Source organism: Cupriavidus pauculus (assembly GCF_008693385.1).
GTDB lineage: Bacteria > Pseudomonadota > Gammaproteobacteria > Burkholderiales > Burkholderiaceae > Cupriavidus > Cupriavidus pauculus_D.
In genome coordinates this window covers 259546-284668 of sequence record NZ_CP044067.1, presented here as the reverse complement: position 1 = coordinate 284668, position 25123 = coordinate 259546, and the positions used below count along the sequence as shown (strand labels likewise).

At 66.9% G+C, this 25123-nt stretch carries 23 protein-coding genes; 17 read left to right on the top strand and 6 right to left on the bottom strand.

Translation table 11 applies throughout. From position 1 onward, the window contains the following. Positions 1-129 precede the first annotated feature (129 nt). A complete protein-coding gene (locus FOB72_RS19545) occupies positions 130-1167 on the bottom strand; it encodes a LacI family DNA-binding transcriptional regulator (protein WP_411859866.1) in 1038 nt (345 codons plus the stop codon). Between the two features lie 319 nt (positions 1168-1486). Between FOB72_RS19545 and FOB72_RS19540 the strand changes: the two genes are divergently transcribed. From FOB72_RS19540 to FOB72_RS19510, 7 genes are all read left to right on the top strand, one after another. After that, on the top strand, positions 1487-2833 hold the full coding sequence (locus tag FOB72_RS19540; RefSeq protein ID WP_150374399.1) for an MFS transporter: 1347 nt from the start codon (positions 1487-1489) through the stop codon (positions 2831-2833). A 310-nt stretch (positions 2834-3143) separates the two neighbouring features. Then, entirely contained in the window at positions 3144-3683 is a 540-nt protein-coding gene (locus tag FOB72_RS19535; RefSeq protein WP_150374398.1) for a (2Fe-2S)-binding protein, read from the top strand. Continuing rightward, a complete protein-coding gene (locus FOB72_RS19530) occupies positions 3683-4684 on the top strand; it encodes an FAD binding domain-containing protein (RefSeq protein ID WP_150374397.1) in 1002 nt (333 codons plus the stop codon). Before FOB72_RS19535 ends, FOB72_RS19530 begins: the two co-directional genes overlap by 1 nt. Then, positions 4681-6903 carry a xanthine dehydrogenase family protein molybdopterin-binding subunit gene (locus FOB72_RS19525; protein ID WP_150374396.1) on the top strand — a complete coding sequence of 741 codons (2223 nt, stop codon included), beginning with the start codon at positions 4681-4683 and terminating at the stop codon, positions 6901-6903. The genes FOB72_RS19530 and FOB72_RS19525 overlap by 4 nt, the downstream gene beginning before the upstream one ends. Positions 6904-7023: 120 nt before the next feature. After that, positions 7024-8022 (top strand): Bug family tripartite tricarboxylate transporter substrate binding protein, encoded by a 999-nt coding sequence (locus FOB72_RS19520; RefSeq protein ID WP_150374395.1) that lies wholly within the window; start codon positions 7024-7026, stop codon positions 8020-8022. A gap of 25 nt (positions 8023-8047) precedes the next feature. Next, positions 8048-9130: an Ldh family oxidoreductase gene (locus tag FOB72_RS19515; protein WP_191002348.1), complete on the top strand. Its 1083-nt coding sequence runs from the start codon at positions 8048-8050 to the stop codon at positions 9128-9130. Between the two features lie 84 nt (positions 9131-9214). Continuing rightward, positions 9215-10150: a LysR substrate-binding domain-containing protein gene (locus tag FOB72_RS19510; RefSeq protein WP_150374393.1), complete on the top strand. Its 936-nt coding sequence runs from the start codon at positions 9215-9217 to the stop codon at positions 10148-10150. On the opposite strand, the gene FOB72_RS19505 is transcribed toward FOB72_RS19510, so the two are convergent. The 4 genes from FOB72_RS19505 to FOB72_RS19490 form a co-directional block, all read right to left on the bottom strand. Next, entirely contained in the window at positions 10138-10704 is a 567-nt protein-coding gene (locus tag FOB72_RS19505; protein WP_150374392.1) for a hypothetical protein, read from the bottom strand. The two genes, FOB72_RS19510 and FOB72_RS19505, sit on opposite strands and share 13 nt — an antisense overlap. A 207-nt stretch (positions 10705-10911) precedes the next feature. Beyond that, on the bottom strand, positions 10912-12159 hold the full coding sequence (locus FOB72_RS19500; RefSeq protein WP_191002408.1) for a c-type cytochrome: 1248 nt from the start codon (positions 12157-12159) through the stop codon (positions 10912-10914). A 125-nt stretch (positions 12160-12284) separates the two neighbouring features. After that, positions 12285-14531, bottom strand: coding sequence for a xanthine dehydrogenase family protein molybdopterin-binding subunit (locus FOB72_RS19495; protein WP_150374390.1), 2247 nt, complete (start codon positions 14529-14531; stop codon positions 12285-12287). Position 14532: 1 nt separating this feature from the next. Further along, positions 14533-14988: a (2Fe-2S)-binding protein gene (locus tag FOB72_RS19490; protein WP_150374389.1), complete on the bottom strand. Its 456-nt coding sequence runs from the start codon at positions 14986-14988 to the stop codon at positions 14533-14535. Between the two features lie 242 nt (positions 14989-15230). On the opposite strand from FOB72_RS19490, the gene FOB72_RS19485 reads away from it, so the two are divergent. From FOB72_RS19485 to FOB72_RS19475, 3 genes are read left to right on the top strand one after another with little or no spacing between them, the layout of a single operon-like run. Further along, positions 15231-16670: a cytochrome ubiquinol oxidase subunit I gene (locus FOB72_RS19485; protein ID WP_150374388.1), complete on the top strand. Its 1440-nt coding sequence runs from the start codon at positions 15231-15233 to the stop codon at positions 16668-16670. Positions 16671-16673: 3 nt separating this feature from the next. After that, positions 16674-17681, top strand: a complete 1008-nt coding sequence (gene cydB / locus FOB72_RS19480; RefSeq protein ID WP_150374387.1) for a cytochrome d ubiquinol oxidase subunit II — start codon at positions 16674-16676, stop codon at positions 17679-17681. Positions 17682-17695: 14 nt separating this feature from the next. Continuing rightward, complete coding sequence (locus tag FOB72_RS19475; RefSeq protein ID WP_150374386.1) at positions 17696-17830, top strand: DUF2474 domain-containing protein; 135 nt, start codon at positions 17696-17698, stop codon at positions 17828-17830. Positions 17831-17852: 22 nt separating this feature from the next. Here the strand turns inward: FOB72_RS19475 and FOB72_RS19470 are convergent, their stop codons facing one another. Beyond that, positions 17853-18476 (bottom strand): CGNR zinc finger domain-containing protein, encoded by a 624-nt coding sequence (locus FOB72_RS19470; protein WP_191002347.1) that lies wholly within the window; start codon positions 18474-18476, stop codon positions 17853-17855. Positions 18477-18671: 195 nt separating this feature from the next. On the opposite strand from FOB72_RS19470, the gene FOB72_RS19465 reads away from it, so the two are divergent. From FOB72_RS19465 to FOB72_RS19435, 7 genes are read left to right on the top strand one after another with little or no spacing between them, the layout of a single operon-like run. Next, positions 18672-19547 carry an ABC transporter substrate-binding protein gene (locus FOB72_RS19465; protein WP_191002346.1) on the top strand — a complete coding sequence of 292 codons (876 nt, stop codon included), beginning with the start codon at positions 18672-18674 and terminating at the stop codon, positions 19545-19547. 13 nt (positions 19548-19560) lie between these two features. Further along, the gene (locus tag FOB72_RS19460) at positions 19561-20688 is read left to right on the top strand and encodes an LLM class flavin-dependent oxidoreductase (protein WP_150374383.1); all 1128 of its coding nucleotides are present in this window, start codon (positions 19561-19563) and stop codon (positions 20686-20688) included. A 31-nt stretch (positions 20689-20719) separates the two neighbouring features. Next, positions 20720-21871 carry an ABC transporter substrate-binding protein gene (locus tag FOB72_RS19455; protein ID WP_191002345.1) on the top strand — a complete coding sequence of 384 codons (1152 nt, stop codon included), beginning with the start codon at positions 20720-20722 and terminating at the stop codon, positions 21869-21871. Positions 21872-21890: 19 nt separating this feature from the next. After that, positions 21891-22778 (top strand): branched-chain amino acid ABC transporter permease, encoded by an 888-nt coding sequence (locus tag FOB72_RS19450; protein WP_191002344.1) that lies wholly within the window; start codon positions 21891-21893, stop codon positions 22776-22778. Further along, positions 22775-23677 (top strand): branched-chain amino acid ABC transporter permease, encoded by a 903-nt coding sequence (locus FOB72_RS19445; RefSeq protein ID WP_150374380.1) that lies wholly within the window; start codon positions 22775-22777, stop codon positions 23675-23677. Before FOB72_RS19450 ends, FOB72_RS19445 begins: the two co-directional genes overlap by 4 nt. Beyond that, positions 23674-24393 carry an ABC transporter ATP-binding protein gene (locus FOB72_RS19440; protein WP_150374379.1) on the top strand — a complete coding sequence of 240 codons (720 nt, stop codon included), beginning with the start codon at positions 23674-23676 and terminating at the stop codon, positions 24391-24393. The genes FOB72_RS19445 and FOB72_RS19440 overlap by 4 nt, the downstream gene beginning before the upstream one ends. Beyond that, on the top strand, positions 24383-25117 hold the full coding sequence (locus tag FOB72_RS19435; protein WP_150374378.1) for an ABC transporter ATP-binding protein: 735 nt from the start codon (positions 24383-24385) through the stop codon (positions 25115-25117). The genes FOB72_RS19440 and FOB72_RS19435 overlap by 11 nt, the downstream gene beginning before the upstream one ends. Positions 25118-25123: the final 6 nt, after the last annotated feature.

Below are 25123 nucleotides of genomic sequence, written 5' to 3'. Positions count from 1 at the left end.
TCGTGCGTTCCGGCCGATTCCGCATTCGGAATAGTTACCGGTAACTTTTTTTTTGGATGGTAGCACGGAGATTTCCGCGTGGGAAAGCAAAACTTGTTATCGGTAACGCGGAGACGGGCCGCCGAGTGATCAGGCGCTCTCGCGTGCCACGATCTCGAACTCGATGCGAATGCTCTGCGACGCCGCCTCCGTACCCGCGTCGCGGGCCTCGAGCGCGGCGAGCAGCGCCTCGCCCGTGCGCAGGCCGATGCCGTAGGGATCGACCGAGACCGACGTAATGCGCGGATGGCAGCACTCAGCCACCTCGAAGTTGCCGAAGCCCGCCACGGCCATGTCGCCAGGCACGGACAGGCCGCGACGGTGGCATTCCATGATCGCGCCGAAGGCCGACATATCGCTGACGCACATGACGGCGTCGGTGTCGGGCCACTGCGCGAGCAGTGCCGCCATGGCGGGCGCGCCGTGGCTCATGGTAATGGGCGAATCGCCGAGGCGCACGACGCGTGGCTCGCCCAGTCCCAGGGCCTTGATCTCCGCGCGGTAGCCCTTGAGGCGGTCCAGCCCGCGCGTGTCCAGCGCGCTGGCGCCGCCGAGGAATCCGATACGCTGATAGCCGCGTTCGGCGAGGTGACGGACCATCGCGCGCGCCGCGCGGACGTTGGAAAAGCCCACCGCGGTATCGATCGGATTCGTCGGCAGATCCCACATCTCCACCACCGGGATACCCGACCGTTCGAGCAGCTTGCGCGTGGCGTCCGTGTGTTGCGCCCCGGTCAGTGCGATGCAGCGGGGCTGATGGCGCAGCAACGAACGCACGAGCCGCTCTTCCCGGTCGAGTTCGTAGTCGGTGTCCCCAAGCAGCAGTTGCAGACCGTGGGGTTCCAGCACTGTCGTGAGTCCGCGCACGGTATCGGAGAAGTTGGAACTGGACAGCGACGGCACGAGCACGGCGACGAACTCCGAACGTCCCGACGACAGCGCGCCCGCCGCGGCATCGGCCACGTAGCCAAGCTTGTCGATGGCCTGGCGAACCCGCTCGCGCGTCTTGTCGGCGACGCGGTGCCCCGCCAGCACGCGGGATACCGTCATCTTGGACACCCCCGCCACACGGGCGACGTCGGACATGCGAGGGGGGCCGGCATGCCGGGATGCGTTGGAGCTGGTCATCGGGTTCGCGAGCGGGGAAGGCGGTAAAGCCCACATGATACCGCCCCGCCCTGCCCGCGCGGCCTGTGGGGCAACGGCGGGCCGGCACTAGGGAAACTCCTTGGATAAAGGGGCTTGAAGCGCAGCGACCCCGCGTGCTACCTTAGTTTTTGTTACCGGTAACTAATTCGTCCGACGAGATTCGTCCCGCGATAGCCGGTTGCCTCGCCGCCCCGTCGGCGTTTTTTTGGATACCGAAATGTTATCGGTAACTACGGCAACCGAATTCGGCCGTAGAATCCCGCCGCACACAAAAGACATAACGAAAAAGGAGACACCGATGCCAACCATCACCCAGACCGCCGCCCTGCCGGCCGCGGCGGACGCGTCGGAAGACGCGCTCTACCGCAAGGTCATGCGGCGCATCCTCCCGCTACTGCTGCTGTGCTACGTGGTTGCCTACCTCGACCGCGTCAACGTGGGCTTCGCGAAGCTGCAGATGCTGGACGACCTGCATCTGAGCGACAGCGTCTACGCGCTCGGCGCAAGCATCTTCTTCTGGGGCTACTTCCTGTTCGAGATGCCCAGCAACCTGCTGCTGCATCGCTATGGCGCGCGCTTCTGGATCGCACGGATCATGATCACGTGGGGCATCGTGTCGTCGTCGATGGCCTTTGTCCAGCCGCTGGCCGGGTTCTTCCACGTGCAGACATCAACGATGTTCTACGCGCTCCGCTTTCTGCTGGGCATCTGCGAAGCCGGCTTCTTCCCCGGCGTGATCCTGTACATGAACTACTGGTTCCCGGCGCGCCGCCAGAGTGTGGCCATGTCCGGCTTCCTGGTCGCGATTCCGCTGAGCCTGACGTTGGGCAGCGTGGTCTCTGGCTGGCTGATGGAACAGACACACGGCCTGTCCGGCATGAGCGGCTGGCAATGGATGCTGCTGCTCGAAGGCCTGCCTTCCGTGGTCGTCGCGTTTATCGTGCTGGCCTTCATGGGAGACGGTCCGCAGAAGGCCAACTGGCTCTCCGCTCATGAAAAGGCCGTGCTCTCGCGCAATCTGGAGCGCGAGGCCGCGCACAAGTCGCACAGCGTGAGCGCTGCGCTGCGCAGCCCGCGCGTCTGGCTGCTGACGTTCATCCTGCTGACGTTCAACACCGGCTTCTACGGCCTCGCATTCTGGCTGCCGTCGATCATCCGCGCATCGGGCGTCCAGAGCCCCATGCATATCGGGCTGCTGACCGCCATTCCCTACCTGACCGCGATCTTTGCGATGGTCTGGAACGCATCGCACTCGCGCAAGACCGGAGAGCGCCGCTGGCACGCCGCCGTACCCGCGTTCATCGGGGGCGTCGGACTGATCCTGAGCGCGGCGTTCGCACAGCATGTGGCGCTGTCGATCGTGCTGCTGACCATCGCCACTTGCGGCATCCTGTCGCTGATGCCGATCTACTGGACGTTCCCGGGCCAGATCCTGTCGGGTACCGCCGCAGCGGCCGGCATCGCGCTGATCAACTCGGTGGGTAACCTGTCCGGCTTCACCGGTTCGATGATCACCGGCGTGGCCAAGGAGATGACGGGGAACATCAACAACGGTACCTATGCGCTCGGCGCGTGCCTGCTGGTCAGTTGCGTGCTGATCGCGCTCATTCCGAAGGCCATTCTCCATCCGCCGGCCGACCGATAGGCTTAGACCCCGGTGGCAAAAACCGGGCGAATACGACAAGAGGAATCTCGTGGTTCTGGTGACGGTGGCAGCGGCAACGCCTGCCACCGACCGGGCACCGCTCCTTTTTCGTCACCTCTCTCGCGCGCGATCTTTCGTGCGTTTCTTGCCAAACTCGGATTTCTGACCAACAGTTATAGCGCGACGGCAGAAGAACCGGGCACCCCTCACGAACACCGGGCACTGCGCGCCAACCGCGCGCCATCGCAGATGACACCAACATAGATCTGTTCCCACGCATAGCGTTTCCCCACCTTTAGCAGGAGGGAAGATGACCCACTCCACCACCACCGGAGCGGCGGGTGACGGCATGTCCATTGCACTCACCGTCAACGGTGTCACCCATCGCCTGACCGTTCCGGCCAATGCGATCCTGCTCGACACGTTGCGTGACGAGCTCCGGCTGACGGGCACCAAGAAAGGTTGCGACCACGGGCAGTGCGGCGCCTGCACGATCCACGTCAACGGCGTGTCGGTCAACGCGTGCCTGTCGTTGTCCGTGATGCACGACGGCGACCGCATCACGACCGTCGAGGGGCTGGCGGCAGCGGATGGTGCGCTGCACCCCGTGCAGGAAGCGTTCTGGAATCACGATGCCTACCAGTGCGGCTACTGTACGGCCGGGCAGATGATGAGCGCGGTCTGCATCCTGCGCGACGCGCGCATTCCCGCCGACGACGCGTCCGTGCGCGAGGCCATGAGCGGGAACATCTGCCGCTGCGGCACCTACAAGAACATCGTGGCGGCCATCCAGGACGCGCGCGAGGACGCGCGCGCGCAGTGCGCCACCGAGCCCGGGAGCCAGGCCTGATGCGAAACTTCCAATACACGCGCGCGGCCGATATCGACCAGGCCATCGCCTTGCACGCCCAGAGCGCCAATTCGGTCGAAACCGTCTTCCTCGCCGGCGGCACCATGCTGCTGGACCTGATGAAGCTCGATGTCATGCGGCCCGTGCAGGTCATCGACATCCACCGCGTCGGGCTCGACCGCGTCGAGGTCCTCGACGACGGCCGCGTGCGCATCGGCGCGATGGTCACCAATACCGAGCTCGCACGGCATCCGCATATCGTCGAGCACTATCCGTCGCTGTCCCAGGCGATCTTGTCCGGCGCCAGCACGCAGCTGCGCAACAAGGCCACGACGGCGGGCAACATCATGCAGCGCGTGCGCTGCGGCTACTTCCGCGATGGCGTATCGCCTTGCAACAAGCGCGAGCCCGGCGCGGGCTGTTCCGCCGTCGACGGGCTCAATCGCAATGTGCACGCGGTGCTGGGCGGCAGCGAGCATTGCATCGCGACGCATCCGTCGGACATGTGCGTGGCCATGATCGCCATCGGCGCGACCATCCATGCACAGGGGCCGAACGGCAAGCGCGACCTGCCCTTCGAAGGCTTCCACCTGCTGCCCGGCGATACGCCCTGGAAGGAAACCGCGCTGGACGAGAACGAGCTGATCACGCACGTCACGCTCGATGCACCGATAGCCGGCAGCCGGTCGGCCTACCTCAAGCTGCGCGACCGCACGTCCTACCAGTTCTCGCTGGCATCGAGCGCGGTCATCCTGGCGATGGATGGCAATACCATCCGGGAAGCGCGCATCGCGCTCGGCGGCGTCTCCACGCGACCATGGCGCGCGCCCGAGGCGGAAGCCGCGCTCCGCGGACAGCCTGTCTCCGAGGCGCTGCTGTCGAAGGCCGCCGCGGCCGCGATGACGGGCGCGAAGTCCTATGGGCAGAACGGCTTCAAGATCCGGCTCGGGCAGCAGGCCGTCATGCGCAACCTGTCGAAGCTGCTCGGGAGCCCATCATGACCAGCGTGAACCCCACTGCCATCGGCACCTCCCCGCGGCGCATCGATGGACGGCTCAAGCTGACCGGTGCCGCGCGCTACACCGCCGACCATGCAAGGCCCGGCATGCTGCATGCCCACGGCGTGTACAGCACGGTGGCCGCCGGCCGCCTTGCCGGGCTGGACCTCGACGACGCCCGGCGCGTGCCCGGCGTGGTCGACATCCTGCATCACGGCAACTTTCCGCGCCTGTACCGCGCACCGAAGGTCCCGATTTCCGTGGCGACGATCCTGACCTCGGCCATCACCGACGAGCACCGCCTGCCTTTCGAGGATGAAACGATCCATTACGGCGTGCAGATGATCGCGCTCGTCGTGGCCGACACGTTCGAGCATGCCCGCGAGGCGGCCTACCGCGTGCGCGCCACCTATGAAACCGCGACGGCGGTGTTCGACCTCGAGCATGGCGTCGAGAACAACGGGCTGCGGGATGCCGGCGCGGGCCACACGCGCGGCGATGCGGCGGCGGCCTTCGATGCCTCGCCGGTGCGCATCGACGCGGTGTACCGCACGCCCGTGGAAGCGCACAACCCGATGGAACTGCACGCGACGGTGGCGTGGTGGGACGACGGCCACCTGTACGTCCATGAAGCCACGCAAGGCGCCACCGGCCATCGCAACACGCTCGCCCAGATCTTTGGGCTGCTGCCGGAGCAGGTCACCGTGGATTGCGCGTTTCTCGGTTCGGGATTCGGCTCCAAGCTGTTCCTGTGGCCGCATTCCGTTGCCGCCAGCGCGGCAGCGCAGGTGACGGGCCGTCCGGTCAAGCTCGTCGTGCCGCGCATGGCGATGTTCTCCACCACCGGCCAACGCCCCGAAACGCGCCAGCATTTGCGGCTGTCGGCGGGCAAGGACGGCAAGCTCACGTCGATGCGGCACGAATCGGTCAACACCACGTCGTTCGTCGACCAGTACGTGGAGACATGCGGAAGCATGACGCAGAGCGCCTACGGCTGCGCCAATGTCACGGTGACGCACCATACGACCAACGTCCATCGCGGGGCACCGACGTCGATGCGGGCGCCGGGCGCGGCGCCGGGACTGTTCGCGCTCGAATCGGCTGTCGACGAGCTCGCGCTGGCCTGCAAGATGGATCCGGTGCAGTTCCGGCTGCTCAATATCTCCACGCGCGACGAGAGCCAGGACCTGCCCTGGTCCAGCAACCATCTGCGCGAAGCCATCGAGACGGGCGCGCGCGAGTTCGGCTGGGCCGCGCGCGATCCGCGTCCCGGTTCGATGCGCGAGGGCACCGAATACATCGGCTACGGCATGGCGGGCTGCAACTGGGATGCGTGGCGCACGCCGGCCGAGGCGCGCGTCCTGCTGCGCAACGATGGCACGGCACTGGTGTCGTGCGCGGTCCAGGATATCGGCACGGGCATGTATACGATCGTCGCGCAGACCATCAGCGAACTGACGGGCCTCCCCTTCGACAAGATCGATGTGCGCATCGGCGATTCGTCGGCACCGGCCGCCCCGGTGGCCGGCGGCTCGTGGGCCACCGCGAGCGTGCTGCCGGCCGTGGCCGAGGCCACGCGGCAGGCGATCGGCGAGCTCTGCAAGTACGCCACCGAGGAAGGCGCGCCGTTCGCGGGCGCCAAACCCGCGGCGCTGCGCATGCAGGACGGCAAGCTGACCGATGGCAAGCGCTCCGCCGACCATGGCGAGATCCTTACGGGGCGGCGCTACGCGAGCGCCGAGGGCTTTGCGCACACGGGCGGCACGCCGACCGACAAGGTGGCGTTCATGTCCTTCGGCGCGCATTTCGTCGAGGTGCGCTGGGACCCGGGCATCTCGCGGCTGCACGTGTCGCGCGTGGTCAGCGTGATCGACGTGGGGCGCGTGATCCATCCCGTGACCGCGCGAAATCAGGTCGAGGGTGCGATCGTCATGGGCATCGGCATGGCGCTGTTCGAGGCCACCGAATACGACGAACGCAATGGCATGCCGGGTAACAACAACTACGCCGAGTATGCGGTGCCCGTACATGCGGACCAGCCCGATATCAACGTGATCCTGCTCGATTACCCCGATCTCGAATTCAACGAGTTCGGCGCGCGCGGCATCGGGGAGATCGGCATTACGGGCCTGGCCGCGGCCGTTGCCAACGCCGTGTATCACGCGACGGGGGTGCGGATTCGCGAGCTGCCGATCGTCAAGGAGAAGCTGATGGAGCCGTGAGTCCGCGGCTCAGCCATCGCGAATGGCGATGGCACACTCCCCAAAGACCACTACTGGCGTTAGTCCACGGTCGATAGAGTGCCTCCGACGGTTTATCAAAACTAGACGGAGACACACCTCATGACGTTCTCGGCTTCGCGACGGGCGCTGGCCGGGCTGGTACCGGCCGTGGCGCTGACCGCCCTGACCGCCCTGCCCGCCCCGCGCGCATTCGCGCAGAAGTATCCGGACAAGCCGGTCACCATGGTCGTCGGCTCGGCCCCGGGCGGGTTTACCGACGTGCTCGGGCGCCTCGTCGGCCAGCAGTTGTCGGAGAAACTTGGCCAGCCCGTGGTCATCGACAACCGCGCGGGCGCCTCCACGACCATCGGCACGCAGATCGTCACCAAGGCCGAGCCCGATGGCTACACGCTGCTGATGGGGCATTTCGCGGGGGTATCGGTCGCGCCGGCGATGATGGCCAGGCTCTCGTACGATCCGATCCGCGACCTGACGCCGATCGCGCGCGTGGCCTCCACCCCCGTGATACTGACCGTTGGACCGTCGATTCAGGCGCGTACGCTCAAGGACCTGATCGAATATCTGCGCAAGCATCCGGGCAAGGTCACCTACGCGTCGTCGGGTATCGGCACCGCCCAGCATCTGGCCGCCGTGCAGTTCATGCGCGCCACCGATACCGAGATGGTCCACGTCCCGTACAAGGGCAGCAGCCAGGGCATGACCGACCTGCTCGGCGGCCGCGTGGACCTGAACTTCGAATCGCCGCCCAACGTGCTCCAGCACATCAAGGCCGGCAAGCTGCACGGCATTGCCATTACCAGCCTCAAGCGCTCCCCGCTGCTGCCCGACGTTCCCACGATGGACGAGTCCGGTCTGCCGAAGTTCGAGATGAGCCAGTGGTTCGGCGTCATGGGTCCCGCGAAGATGCAGCGCGCGCAGGTGGAGATGCTCAATCGCGATATCAACGCGATTCTGGCCAGGCCCGAGGTTGCCGAGAAGATCCAGAGCATGGGCGGCGACGTGCTCGGTGGCACCGCCGACCAGTTTGCCGCGTTCCAGAAGGCGGATGCCGCGCACTGGGCCAGGCTGCTGCGCGAGGCCGGCATCAAACCCGAGTAACCACCCCGCATCCGGAATCACGCCCTTGGGACACTATTTCTTCAACGAGACCGTCAACCTTGCGCCGCAAACGCTGCAGAACTGGGTGGCGCAGGTTTTCGAGGCGGTCGGCATGTCGGCCGCCGACGCCGACTTCACCGCGCACACGCTTGTCGTCGCGGACGCGCGGGGCGTGCATTCGCACGGGTGCCTGCGCGTGCCGCTGTATGTCAACCGGATAGAGAAACAGGCGGTCGATCCGCGTGGCCGCCCCGAATTCATCCGCGAGCGGGGCGCGATGGCGCTGCTCGACGGCCGTAACGCCGCCGGGCAGGTCGTCTCCAGAATGGCCATGGACAAAGCCATCGATCTCGCGGGCGAGCATGGTATTTCCTTCGTCACGGCGCGCGGCAGCAACCACTATGGCGCGTCGGCGTTCTACTCGATGATGGCGCTGCCGAAGGATATGGTCGGCTTCAGCTCGTCCATCGGCGGCGGCAACCTCATGCCCGTGCACGGCGGCGCGGAACGGCGCATCGGCAACAACCCGTTCAGCATCGCGTTTCCCGCGCTCACGCACGAGCCCGTGGTGCTCGACATGGCGCAGAGCGTCGTCGCCAAGGGCAAGATCATGATGGCGGCCAAGACCGGGTCGCCGATCCCGCCCGAATGGGCGCTCGACGCCAATGGCGTGCCCACCACGGACCCGATCGCCGCGACGCAGGGATTTCTGCGGACCATGGGCGACTACAAGGGGTCGGGCCTGTCGGTGGTCATCGGCATGCTGTCCTCGATGATCGCTGGCGCGGCCATCGGCCCGACGCTGAAGGATGTCTACGAGGACTTCACACCGCTGAACAAGGGGCATTCGTTCTGCGCCATCCGGCTCGACTTCCTGATCGACCCGGACGAGTTCAAGCGCAATATGGACATGCAGATCGAATACCTCAAGTCGTCGCGACGCGCACCGGGCGTCGAAGAGATCTTCGTGCCGGGCGAGATGGAAGCGCGTCACTACCGCCGGCAGATGCGGGATGGCATCGACATGCCATCGGAGGTCATCGAGGAGATCATCGTGCTCGGCGAGCGGCTGGGCGTGCGGATGCCCGAGCTCCCGCCGGCCCGATAGCTGGTCTTCCCCGATGGTGACGCAGCGGAGCCCTGCGGCATACTGGGCTTCCCGCCCTCAACCCGACCCCGTCCCGGCACTCGCATGCGCTACGACATTCAAACGCTTCGCGCCTTCGTGGCAGTGGCCGAGGAAGGCTCCATCGCGGCAGGCGCCGCGCGCGAGGCGACCGTCGCATCCGCCGTGAGCAAGCGCATCTCGGAAATGGAACAGGCATGCGGCGTGAGCCTGATCGACCGGCATCGCCGCGGCATCTCGCTGACGCCGGCCGGCGTCGAACTGCTCGACCACGCGCGGCGCGTGATGGCCGAGCTCGACCGGCTCGACACCACACTCAGCGATTTCGGAAGCGGCGCGCGCGGGCAGGTCCGGCTGCTGGCCAATACTTCTTCCATCGTACAGTTCCTGCCGCAGGATTTCGCGAGCTTTATCGCCGCGCATCCGACCGTCAAGCTCGACCTCGAGGAACGCACGAGCGACGAGACCCAGCGCACGCTGCTGCCGGGGCTCGCGGATCTGGGCATCCTGGTGTCGCCCCATGCGATCGACGGGCTGAATCTCGAGCATTTTCGGTGCGACCGGCTGGTCGCGGTCATGCCGCGGGAGCATCCGCTATCCGCGCGGGACGCGGTACGGTTTGCCGATGTGCTGGCCTACGACCACGTGGGCCTCCCCCGCGATTCGGCGCTCTGCGAAATGCTCGTGGAGGAAGCGCGCAAGCTCGACCGCCCGCTCAAGCTGCGGATTCAGGCGCGCAGTTACGAGGGGCTCGTGTTGATGGTGGCGGCCGGCATCGGGCTGAGCCTGCTGCCGGAGGGCAGCGTGACACCGTTCCTGAAAGCGAAGACCGTTACGGCACGACCGCTGGCCGAGACGTGGGCCACGCGTGAACTGCTATTGGCGACGCGCGTGGGCCATCCGCTGACGCCGGTGGCGGCGTTGCTGTACGCGCATTTGCGGAGCTCGGAAGCGCGCGCGGCGCGGGGAGTGCAGACCGATCGGTCGGATCAGACCGCGTAGGCGGCGGCCAGTCGCTCGCGCGTGACGAGGCGCGGCTGGTTAGCGGCGGCCTTGGACGTCGATTGCGCGAGCAGTGCGTCCGAGGGTTCCCACGTGGTCAGCATCATCGGCACTGGCAGCGCCATCGACACAGCCTCCTCCCGACGGGACGGGACCCCCGCGCGGTTGCCCACCGCCCGGGCGTTCCCGTCGAGATACCGGACCTCGCACAGATCGGCCAGATGATCGCACCGCGAGCGGCAGCCGAACCCGACCACGAGCAGGTCGATGTCGTAGGCCAGCAGATCCATGACGCGCTGCTCCCAGCCCGTCTCGGGAATCACGGTGTCCACACCGGGAAAATGGCGGACCATCGCCGCGCGTTCGGCATAGCGCGCGATCGGCCGCTCGCCCTTGCGCGCGGCCAGCTCGTCGGTGGAGACGCCGACGATGATCGTGGTCCCCATCTCGCAGATATGCTCGAGCTGCCGGGCCTGGGCCAGATCGAACCGGTCGAACGTGCCGTAGGTGATCACGGCGCGGCGGGGGCGGGAGTCGTCGAGGCGGAGGGTCATGGTGGCTGCGGGTTCATGTCATGGGAGGGTTCCCATGCCATGAGCGCAACCCGCGTGCCAGCCAGACCCGCCTCGTCAAATATCGCCAACCCCATGCAACGCACAGGCAAGTTCTGGCATTTCCTCTCAACCGACCCAGGCGAGAGCGGACGAACCCATGCCGGGGGCGTTACGCGTTACGTAACGTTTGCGGCACGGGTAACAACGTCAATCCGCCTCCTGCCCGGTCGCCTTGCGGATCTTCGCCACATCGGCCTCCGAAACCGCCCCCGCCTTGTTGTTCCAGCCTTGCCGGATAAACGTCAGCACATCGGCAATGTCGCGATCGCTGAGCACGTCGGCGAACTTCGGCATCGGATAAGGCGCCGGCATCCCCTTGATGATCAGCTCGTCCGACCCGTTGAGCGTGACGTTGATCAGCGAGACGGGATTGCCCTCGAGCACGTTGGGATTGCCTGCCAGCGGCGACAGCAAGGGAGAGAACGCGCGTCCGTCGGCGCCATGGCAGTACATGCAGTACGTCGCATACACCTTGGCCCCCGCATTGCCGGCCGGCTTGCGCAACGAGGTCTGGGTGATGGCGGGATCGTACGCATACGGCGGCGAACCGTTGCCGCCCACGCCCGGCAGCGACTTGAGGTACCGCGCCATCGCCGTCAGGTCTTGCGGCGTCATCTCCTGCAGGCTGTGGTTGATCACGCTGACCATGCCGCCGAACGCGCTCGCATGCTTGTTCGCGCCCGTGCCCATGAACTGGACGATATCCTGCTCCGACCACCGGCCCAGCCCGACGTTGGGGTCGCCGGTCAGGTTCGATGCGAACCAGTGCTCGACCACGGCCCCGGTCAGATACGGCTTGCCCTTCTCGCTGAGCGCCTTTTCCTGGAAGCCGACGCCACGCGGGGTATGGCACGCCCCGCAGTGGCCGAGCCCCTGCACGAGGTAGGCGCCGCGGTTCCAGACCGCATCCTTCTGGGGGTCGTCCTTGTACACCGTCTTGTCGAGGAAGACCATGTTCCAGAACTTGAGCGGCCAGCGCATGTTCAGCGGCCAGGGGATCTCGGACTTGAGATTAGGCTGCCTGACGGGCGCGACGCCATGCATGAAGTACGCATACATGGCCTGGATGTCCTCCTGCCGCACCTTGGCATAGGACGGGAACGGCATGGCCGGATACAGCGTGTGGCCCTCCTTGGCCACGCCCTCGCGGACCGCGCGGTCGAAGTCCTTCTCCGTGTACTTGCCGATGCCGGTTTCCGGGTCCGGCGTGATATTGGTCGCGTAGATCGCGCCCATGGGCGTGACCATCTTGAAGCCGCCGGCGAACGGCTTGCCGCCCGGCGCGGTATGGCAGGCGATGCAGTCGCCGGCCTTGGCGAGGTATTCGCCACGCTTGATCATGGCGGGATCCGCGTTGGCCTGCGCGCCCGGGGCGGCGGTCTGCGCGGACGCCATCGACGCGGTCAGCAGCGCGCCGGCAAACAAGGCCGCAACGGGCGCCACATGCAGGGCGACGGTCACGGCCGCATCGCGTACGCGCGCTTTGGTGAAGACAGGGAGTCGGTTCATGGCGGGCTCCCTTATGCGGTCTTGTTGGCCGGGGTCTTCAACTGCCGGACCAGCGGCAGCGCCCGGAGGCGCTTGCCCGTGGCGGCGTAGACCGCGTTGGCCAGCGCCGCGCCGATGGCGGAGGTGCCGGGCTCACCGATTCCCCCGGGCGCCTCCGTGCTTTTGACGAGGTGCACCTCGATCTTCGGCGTCTCGTTGATGCGCAGCATGCGGTAGTCGGCGAAGTTGGTCTGCTGCACCCTGCCGTCGGCGATCGTGATCTCGCCCCACAACGCACCCGTGATGCCGAAGATGATGCCGCCCTGCATCTGTGCCTCCACGGTTTCGGGGTTCACGAGCATGCCCGCATCCACGGCGCAGACCACGCGCTTGACGGCCACTTCGTTGGCCTTGTCCACCGTGACTTCCGCGACCATGCACATAAAGCTGCCGAACGCATGCAGCACGGACACCCCGCGGCCCGACCCCTTGGGCAGCGCGCTGCCCCAGTTGGCCATCCTGGCCGCGATATCGAGCACGTTCTTCGCCCGGGGCGTCTGCCCCAGCAGGCTCTGGCGGTATTGCACCGGATCGGCGTTGGCGCGGACGGCCAGTTCGTCGATCAGGCTTTCCACCACGAACGTCGCGCGCGTGGGACCGACGCCGCGCCACCATCCCGTGGGGATATGCCGCGGCTCCTCGCGGATGTATTCGATCTGCTGGGTGGGGATCGCATAAGGCAGATCGGTGACCACCTCCACGGCGTCCGCGTCGATCCCGTCCTTGAAGAGCGGGGGCGCGAAGCGCGCGAGGATCGAGGAGCCGATGACCTTGTGATACCAGGCGACGGGCTTGCCCTTGCCGTCGAGGCCCACGACGACCTCGTCGTAGTAGCACGGGCGATAGATATCGTGCTGGACGTCCTCTTCGCGCGACCAGATGACCTTGACCGGCCCGTTCACGCGCTTGGCCACGGCCGCGGCCTTGTAGACCATGTCCGCCTCCAGCCGCCGGCCGAAGCCGCCGCCGAGCAGATGGTTGTACAGCACGATCTTGTCCTTGGGGACCCCGGTGGCCCGGTTGACCTCATCGACGGCGCGGGTCGGCACCTGCGTGCCGGTCCAGACCTCGCAGCTGTCCGCCTTGACGTGCAGCGTGCAGTTGACGGGCTCCATCGGTGCGTGGGCGAGGAACGGCTGCTCGTATTCGGCGTTGAAGCGCGAGGCCGCCTTGTCGAGGCCGTCGCGGATATTGCCGACCGACTTTGCCACCGCCCCCTGCTTCTTGGCCGCGCGCTTCATGTCGTTGAACAGGTCGCGCGTGCTCACCTTGCCGTTGGGGCCGTCGTTCCAGCGGATCTTGAGCGCGGAGGCGCCGCGCCTGGCCGCCCACGTATGTTCGCCGACCACGGCCACGATATCGTCGAGCACGACCACCTGTTTGACGCCCGGCACCTGCTTCGTCACGGAATCGTCCACGCTGGCGACCTTGCCGCCGAACACCGGGCAGTTGACGATCATCGCGTACTGCATGTCCGGCAGCATGACGTCGATACCGAAAATCGCGGTGCCGTTGCCCTTGGGCACCCCGTCCAGCCGCTTCAGCGGTTTGCCGATCACGCGGAACTGGTCGGGGCTCTTGAGCTTGACCTCCTTGGGCACGGGCTGCTTCGCGGCGTCGGCGACCAGGTCGCCATACCCGACGCGCCGGCTCGAGGCGGCATGCACGACCGTGCCGTCTTCGGCCTTGCACGTGGAAGGGTCCACCTGCCAGCGCGCGGCGGCCGTGTTGACGAGCAGCGTGCGCGCGACCGCGCCAGCCTGCCGCATCGGATCCCAGGCATAGCGGATGGAGGTGGAGCCGCCCGTAAGCTGCCCACCGAGCAGCGGATCGAAGAAGCGCTTCTCGTCGGGGGGCGCGTGGGCGAGCACGACGCGGGACAGCGGCACCTCGAGTTCCTCGGCCAGCAGCATCGGGATCGCGGTATACACGCCCTGCCCCATCTCGACCTTGGGCATGATCAGCGTGACCTGGCCGTCCGTCCCGATCTGGATAAACGCGTTCGGCGCGAACACGCCCTGCGGCGAGGCGACGTTGACGAGCTCGTCCGTGACGCCGGCACGCAGCGGCGGGCCGCCCGTCGCCGGGAGGCTGAAGCCGAGCAGCAGGCCGCCGCCCGCACCGGCGGTCAGCATCACGCCCGCTTTGAGGAAGGTGCGGCGCGAAGGGTTGATGGATTCTGGGGAGGCGGGGGACGTGTTGTTGTGGTTCGGCGACATGTCAGCCCTCGTTGGCAGCCTGCTTGATCGCCGCGCGAATGCGGACATAGGTGCCGCACCGGCAGATATTCCCCGCCATGGCCGCGTCGATATCCTCGTCCGAGGGATTCGGGTTCGCCGTCAACAGCGCGGCCGCCGCGACGACCTGTCCCGACTGGCAGTAGCCGCACTGCACCACATCGAGCATCTGCCAGGCATTCTGGATCTTGCGGCCGGCGGGCGTCGCGCCCACGGCCTCGATCGTCGTGATCTTGCGCCCCTGCACCGCCGCCACCGGCAGCACGCAGGACCGCGTGGCCACCCCGTCGATCTGCACCGTGCACGCGCCGCATTGCGCAATGCCGCAACCGAACTTCGTGCCTGTCAGCCCCATTACATCCCGCAGTACCCAAAGCAGCGGCATGTCGTCGGGGACCGAGACATTGCGCGTCTCACCATTGATATTCAGGCTTGCCATGTCAGTTTCCGCATTAGGTTCAACCGCAAAGCCAGGGGCGCCCAAGGCGCATTGCGCGCGTGGGAACGTCCTGTCCCAGTATCGATATACGCGCCGGTGCATACGTTGTCACCACAACCATCGTATGGTTTCGTTCGCACCAAAGAGACTTCGCGCAGGCGCGCGCATGCGCCTAGCATCGCACCATGCTCGGCACGAAAGTGTCATCCCACGCGCACGCCCAGCCACGAAAAGAGACGTCGATGCCAAACATAGAAGCCCTCGATCTCGCGCGGTTCCAGTTCGCCTTCACTGTCTCGGTGCATATCATCTTCCCGGCCATCACCATCGGCATGGCGGCCTATCTCGCCGTGCTGGAGGCCTGCTGGCTGCGCACCCGCAACAAGGTCTACCGCGACCTCTACCATTTCTGGTCGAAGGTCTTCGCCCTGAACTTCGGCATGGGGGTGGTCTCCGGCATCGTCATGGCCTACCAGTTCGGGACCAACTGGAGCTTCTTCTCCGAGTTCGCGGGCGGGGTCACGGGCCCGCTGCTCGCCTACGAGGTGCTCACGGCGTTCTTCCTCGAAGCCGGCTTTCTGGGCGTGATGCTCTTCGGGTGGAAGAAGGTCGGCCCGGGCCTGCACATGTTTGCCACGGCCATGGTCTGCATCGGTACGCTGATCTCCTCCACGTGGATCCTGGCGTCCAATAGCTGGATGCACACGCCGCAGGGGTACGAGATCATCGATGGCCGCGTGGTGCCGACCGACTGGCTGGCCGTGATCTTCAACCCGTCGTTCCCGTACCGGCTCACCCATATGGTGATTGCCGCGTTCCTGTCCACGGCGCTGTTCGTCGGCTCGTCGGCCGCGTGGCATCTGCTGCGGGGCAACGACAATCCGGCCATCCGCAAGATGCTGTCGATGGCGATGTGGATGATCCTGATCGTCGCGCCGATCCAGGCCGTGGTCGGCGACGCGCACGGGCTGAACACGCTCGAGCACCAGCCCGCGAAGATCGCCGCGGTGGAGGGCCACTGGGAAGCCGACGCGCCGGGCCCGCTGCCGCTGCTCGTCTTCGGCTGGCCCGACATGGAGCGCGAGGAAACCCGCTTCGCCCTCGCCATTCCACGGCTCGGCAGCCTGATCCTGACCCATACGTTCGACGGATCGATCAAGGGCCTGAAGGCCTTCCCGCCGCAGGACCGGCCGAACGCGACGATCCTGTTCTGGACGTTCCGCGTCATGGTTTCCCTCGGCATGCTCATGATCCTGCTGGGCCTGCTGGGGCTGCTGCTACGACGGCGGGACCGGATCTTCGCGCATCGCGGGTTCCTGCGCATGGCGCTGCTGATGGGTCCCGCGGGGCTGGTCGCCCTGCTGGCCGGCTGGTTCACCACCGAGATCGGCCGCCAGCCATGGGTCGTCTACGGGCTGATGCGCACCGCGGACGCGGTATCCCCCCACAGCGTCGGGCAACTCACGATTTCGCTTGCGCTGTTCGTCGTCACGTACTTCTTCGTGTTCGGCGTCGGCGTGGCCTACATGCTGCGCCTCGTGCGCAAGGGACCCCAGATGAACGAAGGCGATGCCTACGATATCGAGCCGCCGGAACCCGCCGCGCACCAGAAGCCCGCGCGCCCCCTCTCCGCGATTCCCGACGGCCAGGCCGTCATCGCCGCCGATCACAAAGGGAGCTGACCCATGGGCATCGATCTCTCGCTAATCTGGATCGTGATCATTTTCTTCGGCGTGATGATGTACGTCGTGATGGATGGCTTCGACCTCGGTATCGGCATCCTTTTCCCGTTCGTACCCGACCGGCATGACCGCGATGTAATGATGAACACCGTGGCGCCGGTCTGGGACGGCAACGAGACATGGCTCGTGCTCGGCGGCGCGGGCCTGCTTGCCGCGTTTCCGCTCGCCTACTCGGTCCTGCTGTCCGCGCTGTACCTGCCGCTGATCCTGATGCTGCTGGGCCTGATCTTCCGTGGCGTGGCGTTTGAATTCCGCTTCAAGGCCAACGATCGCGAGCGGCCGGTCTGGGACCTCGCGTTCGCGGGCGGATCCGTGGTTGCCGCGTTCTGCCAGGGCGTGGCGCTCGGCGCGTTCATCGACGGCCTGCCCGTGCGCGACGGCGCGTATGCCGGTGGCACGTTCAGCTGGTTCGCGCCGTTTCCGCTGTTCTGCGGCGTCGGCGTGCTCCTCGCCTATATGCTGCTGGGCACGACGTGGCTGATCATGAAGACGGAAGGCGCACTGCACGCGCGCATGGTGCAGGTGACCCGGCCGCTGGTCTGGATCATGCTCGCATCCATCGTCGCCGTCAGCATATGGACGCCGCTGGCCCACGCGCGGATCTCCGAACGCTGGTTTACATTCCCGAACCTGCTCTGGTTCTCGCCGGTGCCGATCCTCGTGGTGCTCGGCACGGTGCTGCTGCTGCGGTCGCTGCGCGGCGAGGTCCATTCACAGCCGTTCCTCTACACGCTGGGGCTGATCTTCCTCGGCTACACGGGGCTGGCGATCAGCACCTGGCCCAATATCATTCCGCCGTCCATCTCCATCTGGACCGCGGCCGCGCCACCGCAAAGCCAGGGCTTCGCGCTGGTCGGCGCGCTGTTCGTGATACCGTTCATCCTCGTCTACACGACCTGGTCCTACTACGTCTTCCGCGGCAAGGTCAGGCTCGGCGAGGGCTACCACTGACGGGAACCCTCGCCATGGAACGCACCCGACTTCGCCTGCGGCAGGTTGGCTGGCTCATCGCCATCTGGGCCGGTGGCGTGGCCAGCCTCGGCGTGGCCGCCATGCTGATCCGGTTTCTGATGGAAGCGGCCGGCATGCGCAGCCATTGAGGCGTGCCGGCTCAGTGCTGACTCAGTGCTGACTCACGCAGAAATCCCGATCTTCGTCGAGCTCGCGGCCGGCCAGCCGCAGCCGGTACTTTGCGCTCGCGGAGCGCGCGCCGCAGGCCGCCGAACACCAGATGCGCCGGCCATGCCGCGACCGGTCGACGAACAGGACCGGACAGCGCGGCCGCGCGCAGACCTTGATCCGCTCGCGCAGGGGCCCACCGAACAGCGAGATTGCGTCGAGCGCGATCATCGCCAGCACCTGCCCGTGGCTCACCCGATCCGATATCGCCCACCGGTCCGCCGCCGCTGACAGCTGCGGCGCGGCCAGCGCCGTCCGTGCCACGCGATTGACGGTATCGATATGGCTGGCGTCCGGCACGCCGCCGGTCCGAACCGCCTGCGCGATCTCGTAGATCGCGCGCCGCAGTTCCCGCATGCGGTCAAGCTCGCGCGCCGTGGCACGCCGCGCGGGCAGCGGCAGCTTCACGAGCCCGATCCATTCGTGCCAGCGCTCGGCATCGTAGACACGCTCGTACTGCCGGCCCGTCCATTCCCCCAGCGTCTCGACGAGGTACAGGCTCGGCGTGCCGCCGCGCAGCTTGAACGCCAGCGCCTCCGCGCTCACCGCGGCGTCTGTGTGGGTCATGGTCTCGATTCGTCGTGGCAAAAAGTTGACCGCCATGTTACCGGCATTCGCGGCGCGCCGTGAGGCACCCAGTCGACGCCACCGTCGCATATCCATAGCCGAATTCGTTGGTTTGGGCGCCGGCCATTGGCTCTTACACTCGGCGTCATGGGTTTAACCCATGACCGCCATTCACTCTCCATTACGGTAGTTGCCATGACGTTAATCGTGGGGGTTCACCCACAGAATCCATCGCTGTCGATCCTTGCGCGCCGCCCCGAACACGTGGCCGCGCTGCGCGCGCAGGGCATCGCGTTCTTTGTCTACGGCGCAGGTGCCGCGACCATTCCGCTGATGCGGCTGGGCGTCATCCAGCTCGCGGGCACGGGTGCCACGCCGCCCATCCTCGCCAAGGCCGGGGGCCTGGACGTGGCCGTGTTCGGTATGTCCGGACCTCGCCACGAACGCGGCGGACTGGTCGTGCGCGCCGATTCGCCCTATCGGACGCTGGCGGACCTGCGCGGACGCGGCGTGGCATTGATGCCGATCTCGTGGCACACCCAGTTCCTCGCGGCGGAACTCGACAACGCCGGCGTGGCGTGGCGCGACGTCAATGCCGTGGAGCTGCTGCCCGCCACCGCGCGCGACGCGTTCTACCAGGGGTTGCTCGACGCGATCGTCGCGACGGACCCACTGCTCGCCGAGATCGAATCGGCCGTGAAAGTGCGGATCCTCGCGCGGCCCGGCTCGGCCTTCTCGAACCGCTCGGTGTACTGGGGCCGGCAGGACGTGCTGCGCGACCACCCCAAAGCGGTGCAGGCGCTCGTCGATGCACTCAGCGATTCGGACGCGCTGACTGCCGCCGACCCCGAAGGCGCCGCGCAGCTGCTGGCCGGCCTCAACGGGCACAACGCCGCAGGCTGGCTGGCTGCCCTCACCGCACGGCCATGGGGCGTGCATCTGCCCGACGCGGGTTTCCTGGCCGAGCAGCAGCATCACGCCGATATCTTCGCGCGCTTCGCGCTGATTCCGGAACAGATTGCCGTGGACGACACGGTGACCCATCGCTACCCCGCCGCGGTAGCTGCCTGACAAAGGATACGCAATGGAAGTCCTGTGGTACCTGACCGGCCCCGATGGCCGCTACCCGTGGCGCGCCGATGGCGCGCGCCAGCTGAGCTATCCCTATTTCCAGCAACTGGCCCGCGCGGTCGATCACCTCGGCTTTACCGGCGCGCTGCTCGCCACGGGCTCGCACGACGCCTGGGTACAGGGTGCCTCGCTGATTCCGTACACCGACCGCTTCCAGCACCTGATCGCCGCGCACCCGCCGCTGCTGTCGCCCACATTGCTGGGCAAGATGATCACCACGTTCGACCAGTTCTCCAAGGGCCGCCTGCGCGTCAACATCGTCAATGGCGACGCAAAGCTGATGGCGCAGTTCGGCGTGCATCTGAGCCATGACGAGCGCTATGCCTATACGGACGAGTATCTGACCGTGCTGCGCGCGCTGCTGCGCGGGGAGTCGGTGACCTTCAAGGGGAAGTACATCCATGTCGTGGATGCCGGCCTGCCGCTGCAGCCGCATGGCGGGCGCGTGCCCGAACTGTGGTTCGGTGGGTCCTCGCCGGCCGCCCACGAGGTGGCGGCGAAGCATATCGACACGTACCTGTCGTGGGGCGAGACCGTATCCCAGGCGGAAGTCAAGATCCGCGAGGTGCGCGAACTCGCGCGCCGGCACGGCCGCGCGGACAAGATCCGCTTCGGCATCCGGCTCTACGTGATCGTGCGGCCGACGGAGGCCGAGGCCTGGGCCGCGGCGCAGGACCTGTACGACCACATGGACGACGCGGCCATCGCCGGCGCGCAGTCGTATGTGGCAGGCATCGATTCCATCGGCCAGCAACGCATGTCCGCGCTGCACGGCGGGCACAAGCCGAAGGACCTGCGCGAACTGGAGATCGAGCCCAACCTGTGGTCGGGCATCGGTCTGGTCCGTCACGGACCGGGCACCGCGCTGGTCGGCAGTCCGCGGCAGGTGCTGGCGCGCATTCAGGAGTATCGCGATGCGGGCATCGACGTGCTGATCGTCTCGGGCATGCCCTTGCTCGAGGAAGCGTACCGCTTTGCCGAACTCGTGCTGCCGCACCTGCCCGTGGACCGGCAAACCGAAGCCGGCGCGACGTCCGCATGGACCGCGGATCGCGATGCCGCGTGGCGCAGGCAGGCCTGATATCCCCGACTTCTTATTTCCGAGAACGCATATGACATCCTTCGGCAAGACCATCGCTGCGCTGGCCCTGATCGGCGCAGCCGGCCTCCACGTACACACGGCCTTCGCGCAGGTGATCAAGGTCGGCGTGGTGCAGACCACGACCGGCGGCTCGGCCGCGCTCTACGGCATCGAGCAGAAGAACGCCATCGAGCAGGTCGTCGAGCAGGCCAATGCCAGCGGCAGGCTGGGCAAGCTCAAGATCGAGCTCGTCCACTATGACGACGGCGCCGATCGCAACCAGACCGTCAATATCTTCCAGCGCCTGATCGGCAAGGACAAGGTCTCCGCCATTCTTGGCCCGACCCTGACGACCTCGGCGCTGGCGGCCGATCCGCTGGCCCAGAAGGCCGGCATTCCGATCATCGCCTCGTCGAATACCGCCGCGGGCCTGACGCAGCGCATCGGCGACCGGCTGTTCCGCGTGAGCCCGCCGGAGGACATCGTCACGCCGGGCGTGATCAAGCGCGCCGTGGCGCAATACAAGGTCAGGCGCGTGGCGCAGATCTACGGCATCGACGACCAGCTCACGAAGTCCGCGTATACGGTGCAAAAGCAGGCGCTGACCGACAACGGCGTCAGCGTGGTCGCGACCGAGACGTTCCAGCGTGGCGACGTCGACTTTGCGGCGCAGCTCACCAAGATCAAGGCGCAGAACCCCGACGCCATCGTCATCGGCGCGCTGGCCGAGGAAGCGGCCGCCATCGTTCGGCAGGCGCGCCAGCTCGGTATTCCCCAGCAGGTGCTCTTCGTCGGCACGCAATCGGCGATCTCCACGAAGTTCTTCGAACTCGGCGGCGCGGGCGCGGAAGGCACCATCGTCGGAACCGCATGGTTCCCCGAACTGGACAACCCCGTCAGCCAGTCGTTCGTGCGCGAGTACGAGGCCCGCTACAAGCGCCGGCCCGATATCTATGCCGCGTATGGCCACGATGCGGCCGCGCTGCTGGTCGAGGCCATTCGCCGCGCGCAGTCGGGCGACAGCGCGCGCATCCATGCCGAACTGACGGCGATCAAGGGCTATCCGGGCGTGCTCGGTCCGATCGGCTTCGATGCCAATCGCGAACCGACGGTCGAACCGAAGATCCTCGTCGCGCGCGGCGGCAAGTTCGTGCCGCTCGACGGCAAGGGCGCCGACAAGTAAACGCCAACAGGTAGCGATCATGGAGGTATTCCTGCAACAGACGGTCAACGGGCTCGCGCTCGGGGCCACCTACGCCGTGTTCGCGGTGGGGTTCACGCTGCTGTTCGGCGTGCTCAACGTGCTGAACCTCGCCCAGGGCGCGATCCTGATGGTCGGCGCGTTCGCCGGCATCGAGTTGACCACGGCACTCCACTGGCCACTGCCGCTGGCGTTCCTGGCGGCGATGCTCGTGTCCGCGCTGACGGCCATGGCCAGCGAGTGGTTCGTGTTCCGCCCACTGGAGGCACGCGGCGCCAATCGCTGGATGGGCCTCGTCGCCAGCCTGGCGCTGGCCCGCCTGCTGATCGCGGTGGTGCAGGAAGTCTTCGGCACGCAGGTCCGTCGCTTTCCGCAGAGCGCGTGGACGGAGCACGCATGGGACCTCTTCGGGGTCCGCGTGCAGAGCCTGCAGCTGATCGTGATTGCGTCGGCGTTGCTGCTGATGCTCGTGCTGGCCTATACGTTGCGCCGCACGCGCATCGGCCTCGCCATCCGCACCATTGCGTTCAAGCCCAACGTGGCGCAGCTCGTCGGCATTCCGGTCACGCGGCTCAAGCTGCTGACGTACGGCATGACCGGCGCGCTCGCGGGCGCCGCCGGCGTGCAGCTCGGCGTGCTGTACAACGCGGTGTCGCCGTTCATGGGCGACAACATCCTGCTGAAAGGGCTGTCCGCGCTGATTCTCGGCGGTCTCGGGCAGGTCGCGGGGGCCGCGATCGGCGGCATCGTGCTGGGTCTTACGGAGGTGTACAGCGTGGCCTACCTGCAATCGTCGCTGCGCGATGCCATCGCGTTCGGGGCAATTTTCCTGGTGCTCGTGGTCCGTCCCACGGGGTTCTTCGGTACGTCCGCAAGGCAGCGCGCATGATGGAATTCCTGCTGGCCTATGAAAACGTGATCGCACTGGTGGGCATCAACGCGATCCTCGGCATCGGTGTCTACCTGATGCTCAGTGTCAACCGCTTCTCGCTGGCCACGGGCGGGCTCGTTGCCGTGGGCGCCTATGTATCCGTGCTGATATCGCTGCATACGGCGCTGCCGTTTCCGATCGCGCTCGCGGCTGGCGCGATTGCCGGGGCGCTGGTTGCGCTCCTGCTTGGCGCCCCCGTGCTGCGGCTGGAAGGCGACTACTTCGCGCTGGCGACGCTCGCGTTCACCGAGGTCATGCGCGTCGTCGCGCTCAACTGGGACACGGTGACGGGCGGCGCGCTCGGCCTCGACGGCATTCCGCTGGCGACGACGCAGCCGCTACTCGCGGCCACGGTCGCGGTCCTCGTCGCGGTCATCGTGATCGCGCGCCTCGGACCCACCGGCCGGGTGCTCGAGGCAACGCGCCTCGACGACATGCCCGCGCAATCGCTCGGGATCGACGTGGCACGCGTGCGGCTCGCCGTGTTCGTGTTCAGCGGCGCGGTATGCGGCCTTGGCGGTGCGCTGCTCGGGCACCTGAACGGCTTTATCGGGCCCAACGACTTCGGGCTGCAACGCAGTCTCGATGCCATTGCCTATGCGGTGCTCGGCGGACTGGGGCATGTTTCCGGCGCGCTGGTGGGGGCCACGATCTTTACGGCCTTGCCGGAAGCGCTGCGTTTCTCGGCGCAGGCGCGCGAGATCGTCATGGCATCCATCCTGCTGCTCGCCGTCGTGTTTCTCCCGCGCGGCATGCTGTCCATAGGTCAACCGCTGCGCGACAGGTTCGGCAGGTTGGCCCGGCCGGCACGCGTGCGGCCTCCCGCCGGAGAAGCCGCCACGGAGGCGCGCCCATGACCCCGCTTCTGCAGATCGATGCGCTCAGCAAGCGGTTCGACGGCGTGCAGGCGCTGGACGGGCTGTCGCTGCGCGTGGACGCGGGCACCATCACGTCGGTGATCGGCCCCAACGGTTCGGGCAAGACGAGCCTGATGAACATGGTCACCGGCTTCTACCGGCCCGACAGCGGTGCGGTCCGCTTCGGCGGCCGCGATATCGCCGGCCTGCCGCCCGCGCGCATTGCGCGGCTCGGCATTGGCCGGACATTCCAGCAGATCCGGCTGTTCCAGGGATTGAGCGTGCGGGACAACGTGCTGCTCGGTGCCGAGCGCCGTGGCCGGCGGGGTGCCGCGCGGCGAGCGGGCGAGCTGCTCGAACGTCTGGGCCTGGGCCATGCGGGGGAATGGCCGGCCGAGGCGCTGCCCTACGGTCATCAGCGGCGGCTGGAGATCGCGCGCAGCCTGGCCACGGAACCGTCCCTGCTGATCCTCGACGAACCCGCGGCGGGCATGAACCCGAGCGAGAAACGCGAACTGAATGCCCTGCTGCGGGACGTGCGCGCACGCGGCGTCACGGTGCTGCTGGTCGAACACGATATGGAACTCATCATGGGCATCAGCGATCGGGTGATCGTCATCAACGCCGGACGCAAGATTGCCGCCGGTACGCCAGCCGCGGTACAGGCCGATCCGGCCGTGATCGAGGCCTATCTGGGAGTCCGCCATGACGCGTGACGCGGACGCGCTGCTGTCGGTAGCGGGACTGTCGGCCGCTTATGGCAAGCGTGCGGTATTGCACGGCGTGTCGCTTGAGGTGCGGCAGGGCGAGATTGTTGCGCTGGTCGGCGCGAACGGCGCGGGCAAGACGACGACGTTGTCGGCAATCATGGGCCTGTTGCCGGCGGTAAGCGGCACGGTCTCCTTCGATGGCACATCGTTTGGGGACCTTGCGGTCGAGCGTCGCGTGGCGCGCGGCATCAGCCTCGTGCAGGAGGGCCGTCAGACCGTGCCGCAGCTGACCGTCGCCGAGAATCTGGCGATTGGCGCCTATCTGCGCCGCGACCGCGACGTTGCGGCCGATGTCGCGCACGTCTACGCGCTGTTTCCGCGCCTGGCGGAACGCCATCGCCAGCCGGCGGGGACGCTGTCGGGCGGCGAACAGCAGATGCTCGCCATCGGCCGCGCGCTGATGGCGCGCCCTCGCCTGCTGCTGCTCGACGAACCGTCGATGGGGCTTGCACCGAAGATCATCGCGCAGATCTTCCGGATCATCGAGCAGATCCGTGCCGAGGGAACGACCGTGCTGCTCGTGGAGCAGAACGCGCGCGAGGCGCTGGCGATGGCCGATCGCGCCTATGTCCTCGAACAGGGACGCGTGGTGCTGTCGGGCGACGGCGCCACTGTCGCGGCCGACCCCGCGGTACTCGATGCCTATCTCGGCGGCCGACAGGCCGCCTGAACTTCC

Coding starts and splice junctions, on each gene's coding strand:
- FOB72_RS19510 (WP_150374393.1), top strand. CDS start 9,215: ATGCGCTACGACATTCAAACGCTTCGCGCCTTCGTGGCAGTGGCCGAG.
- FOB72_RS19530 (WP_150374397.1), top strand. CDS start 3,683: ATGCGAAACTTCCAATACACGCGCGCGGCCGATATCGACCAGGCCATC.
- FOB72_RS19445 (WP_150374380.1), top strand. CDS start 22,775: ATGATGGAATTCCTGCTGGCCTATGAAAACGTGATCGCACTGGTGGGC.
- FOB72_RS19525 (WP_150374396.1), top strand. CDS start 4,681: ATGACCAGCGTGAACCCCACTGCCATCGGCACCTCCCCGCGGCGCATC.
- FOB72_RS19495 (WP_150374390.1), bottom strand. CDS start 14,531: ATGTCGCCGAACCACAACAACACGTCCCCCGCCTCCCCAGAATCCATC.
- FOB72_RS19505 (WP_150374392.1), bottom strand. CDS start 10,704: ATGACCCTCCGCCTCGACGACTCCCGCCCCCGCCGCGCCGTGATCACC.
- FOB72_RS19540 (WP_150374399.1), top strand. CDS start 1,487: ATGCCAACCATCACCCAGACCGCCGCCCTGCCGGCCGCGGCGGACGCG.
- FOB72_RS19460 (WP_150374383.1), top strand. CDS start 19,561: ATGGAAGTCCTGTGGTACCTGACCGGCCCCGATGGCCGCTACCCGTGG.
- FOB72_RS19500 (WP_191002408.1), bottom strand. CDS start 12,159: ATGGCGTCCGCGCAGACCGCCGCCCCGGGCGCGCAGGCCAACGCGGAT.
- FOB72_RS19475 (WP_150374386.1), top strand. CDS start 17,696: ATGGAACGCACCCGACTTCGCCTGCGGCAGGTTGGCTGGCTCATCGCC.
- FOB72_RS19435 (WP_150374378.1), top strand. CDS start 24,383: ATGACGCGTGACGCGGACGCGCTGCTGTCGGTAGCGGGACTGTCGGCC.
- FOB72_RS19535 (WP_150374398.1), top strand. CDS start 3,144: ATGACCCACTCCACCACCACCGGAGCGGCGGGTGACGGCATGTCCATT.
- FOB72_RS19545 (WP_411859866.1), bottom strand. CDS start 1,167: ATGACCAGCTCCAACGCATCCCGGCATGCCGGCCCCCCTCGCATGTCC.
- FOB72_RS19455 (WP_191002345.1), top strand. CDS start 20,720: ATGACATCCTTCGGCAAGACCATCGCTGCGCTGGCCCTGATCGGCGCA.
- FOB72_RS19520 (WP_150374395.1), top strand. CDS start 7,024: ATGACGTTCTCGGCTTCGCGACGGGCGCTGGCCGGGCTGGTACCGGCC.
- FOB72_RS19450 (WP_191002344.1), top strand. CDS start 21,891: ATGGAGGTATTCCTGCAACAGACGGTCAACGGGCTCGCGCTCGGGGCC.
- FOB72_RS19440 (WP_150374379.1), top strand. CDS start 23,674: ATGACCCCGCTTCTGCAGATCGATGCGCTCAGCAAGCGGTTCGACGGC.
- FOB72_RS19490 (WP_150374389.1), bottom strand. CDS start 14,988: ATGGCAAGCCTGAATATCAATGGTGAGACGCGCAATGTCTCGGTCCCC.
- FOB72_RS19470 (WP_191002347.1), bottom strand. CDS start 18,476: ATGACCCACACAGACGCCGCGGTGAGCGCGGAGGCGCTGGCGTTCAAG.
- FOB72_RS19465 (WP_191002346.1), top strand. CDS start 18,672: ATGACGTTAATCGTGGGGGTTCACCCACAGAATCCATCGCTGTCGATC.
- FOB72_RS19485 (WP_150374388.1), top strand. CDS start 15,231: ATGCCAAACATAGAAGCCCTCGATCTCGCGCGGTTCCAGTTCGCCTTC.
- cydB (WP_150374387.1), top strand. CDS start 16,674: ATGGGCATCGATCTCTCGCTAATCTGGATCGTGATCATTTTCTTCGGC.